The sequence below is a fragment of the Pantoea sp. CTOTU49201 genome, assembly GCF_032054795.1.
Taxonomy (GTDB): domain Bacteria; phylum Pseudomonadota; class Gammaproteobacteria; order Enterobacterales; family Enterobacteriaceae; genus Pantoea; species Pantoea symbiotica.
Map to the genome: position 1 here is coordinate 1 of NZ_DAMBSA010000520.1, position 2,707 is coordinate 2,707.

At 57.1% G+C, this 2,707-nt stretch carries 3 protein-coding genes and 1 pseudogene; all 4 read left to right on the plus strand.

The features are described from left to right. Nucleotides 1–365 (plus strand): ATP-binding cassette domain-containing protein (locus RTY00_RS23150; RefSeq protein ID WP_312666522.1); only part of this gene is annotated, 365 nt, incomplete at its 5' end. Between the two features lies 1 nt (nucleotide 366). Next, complete coding sequence (locus RTY00_RS23155) at nucleotides 367–1,473, plus strand: ABC transporter permease (protein WP_061723614.1); 1,107 nt, start codon at nucleotides 367–369, stop codon at nucleotides 1,471–1,473. Between the two features lie 88 nt (nucleotides 1,474–1,561). Next, nucleotides 1,562–2,395 carry a transketolase gene (locus RTY00_RS23160; protein WP_008108197.1) on the plus strand — a complete coding sequence of 278 codons (834 nt, stop codon included), beginning with the start codon at nucleotides 1,562–1,564 and terminating at the stop codon, nucleotides 2,393–2,395. Further along, nucleotides 2,388–2,707, plus strand: a pseudogene (locus tag RTY00_RS23165) (transketolase family protein); the annotation flags it as partial. The gene RTY00_RS23160 and the pseudogene RTY00_RS23165, both read left to right, overlap by 8 nt.

The following is a 2,707-nucleotide window of genomic DNA, read 5'->3' on the forward strand; positions in this document are numbered from 1 at the left end:
TGACCAGCACCGTCGGCAATCTGGCGATCAAAATCTCCTCGCCGGATGTCGCCATCAGCGCGCTGAGCGGCGGTAATCAGCAAAAGGTGGTGATTGGTCGCTCGTTGCTAACCAATCCGCGCTTGCTGCTGCTGGATGAACCGAGCCGTGGCATCGACGTGGGTGCCAAAGGCGAGGTGTTCCGCATGATGGTGAAGCTGTCGGAACAGGGCATTGCGGTGGTGTTCTCCACCTCTGATTTGAAAGAGATCATGGCTGTTGCCGATCGCATCATTGTGATGTCCGGCGGCAAATTGACTGCTGACCTGCCGCGCGCTGAAGCGGAAGAGGCGGCGCTGGTTAAAGCAAGCGCACAAGGGTTCTGATATGAAAAACAACGGCGCGCTCGCGCTCGCATCGCCAGCTAAAGCGTTCAACTCACGCGAAAGCTTGATTCTGCTGCTGCTCAAACTGCGCACCTTTATTGCGCTGTTTCTGATTGTCGGTTTCTTCGCTATCACGGTGCCCGATTTCCTCGCGGTGGGCAGCATGGTGATCATGGTGAAACACATCGCCATTAACGCCTTCCTCGCGCTCGGCATCACTTTTGTCATCATCACGGCGGGCATCGATCTCTCCATCGGCGCGACACTCGGCCTGTGCGGCATGATCGCCGGTTGGCTGATCACCAAAGGCATTGTGTTGCCGATGTTTGGCATCGCCATCTTCCCCAGCGTGTGGCTGATCGTACCGATTGTGTTGCTGATTGGTGGCCTGATTGGCGCGGCAAACGGCTGGATCATTACCCGCTATAACGTGGCACCGTTCATCTGCACACTCGGCACCATGTACATCCTGCGCGGCACGGCGATGCTTACGTCGGGCGGTGAAACCTTTCCCGGTTTGCAAGGCAATGAAATGCTAGGAAATACCGGATTCGACAAGATTGGCGCGGGCTATTTTCTCGGTTTGCCGTGGGCCATCTGGATGATGGTACTGCTGGCGCTGGTGATTGCCTACGTTGCGCGGCGTCTGCCGTTTGGCCGCCAGGTCTACGCGATTGGTGATAACGAACGCGCCGCTGAACTTTCGGGCGTGAAAGTGAAGTCGGTGAAAATCTGGGTGTATGCCATCTCCGGTTTTTGCGCGGCGATTGCCGGCATCGTGGTCTCGTCTCAGCTGGTGGCCAGCCATCCGGCGAACGGAACGTCGTTTGAAATGAACGCGATTGCCGCAGTAGTGCTGGGCGGCACCTCGCTGGCCGGTGGACGCGGCACCATTCTCGGCACGCTGATTGGTGCCTTTGTGATCGGCTTCCTCGCCGACGGTTTGATCATGATGGGCGTGAGCGAGTTCTGGCAAATGGTGATCAAAGGCATCGTGATTATCGTGGCGGTGATCATCGACCAAATGCAGAGCCGCATGCAGCAGAAAGCGGCGGTGGTGGCGCAGAAAGCGCTGATTGAGGAGGGCGGTAGCCCGGCAAAAAGTTAATCGGTTGGGTGCAGGCGCTGATTGTCTGCACCTTTTTTTCTCCATTACGAATAAATATTCATCCATGCTTTAAAATTCAGAGGTGTCTATGAATCCTTTCAAATATTCGGTAGCGGATCTGGCAGCGAAAGCGCGCGCCGTGCGCCGCCGCATCATTCAGCTCAATGCGGGCAGCCCGGCGGGCGGGCATACCGGTGCCGATCTCTCACAGGTAGAGATCCTCACCGCACTCTATTTCCGCATTCTTAACTGCGCGCCGGATCGCACCAACGATCCGCAGCGCGACATCTATATCCAGTCGAAAGGCCATGCGGTAGGCGGTTATTACTGCGTGCTGGCTGAAGCCGGTTACTTCCCAACCGAATGGCTGCCGACCTATCAGCATTCGGATTCGCATCTGCCGGGCCATCCGGTGCGCCAAAAAACGCCGGGCGTTGAGCTGAATACCGGTGCGCTGGGCCACGGTTTACCGGTGGCGGTCGGCATTGCGCTGGCGGCGAAGAAAGATAACAGCGACCGACGGATTTTTGTCGTTACCGGCGACGGTGAGCTGGCGGAAGGCAGCAACTGGGAAGCCGCGCTGGTGGCGGCGCATTACGGCCTCGATAACCTGGTGATTATCAACGACAAGAACAAGCTGCAGCTGGCGGGTCACACGCGCGACATCATGAACACCGATCCGCTGCCGGATAAATGGCGCGCCTTTGGTCTGGAGGTGAGCGAGTGTAACGGCAATGACATGGCGGCGGTGGTGGAAGCCATCGAAAACCTGCCGCGCAACAGTGGCAAGCCGCAGGTGATTGTGGCGCATACCGAAAAAGGCTTCGGCATCTCCTTTATTCAGGGCAAACCGGAGTGGCATCACCGCGTGCCGAAAGGGGAAGAGATTGAGTTGGCACTGGAGGAGTTGAAAGATGAGTAATGCAAAACACCTGGCGACGGTAATGGTCGAGGCATTTATTGATGCGGTTAATCGCGGCGTCGATTTAGTGCCGGTGGTGGCCGATTCCACCTCAACCGCCAAAATTGCGCCCTTTATCAAAGCCTTCCCCGATCGGCTGGTTAACGTGGGTATCGCGGAACAAACGCTGGTGGGCACCGCCGCAGGCCTGGCGATTGGCGGCAAAGTGGCTGTGACCTGTAACGCCGCACCGTTCCTGGTTTCCCGCGCCAATGAGCAGGTTAAAGTCGACGTATGCTACAACAACACCAACGTTAAACTGTTTGGTCTGAA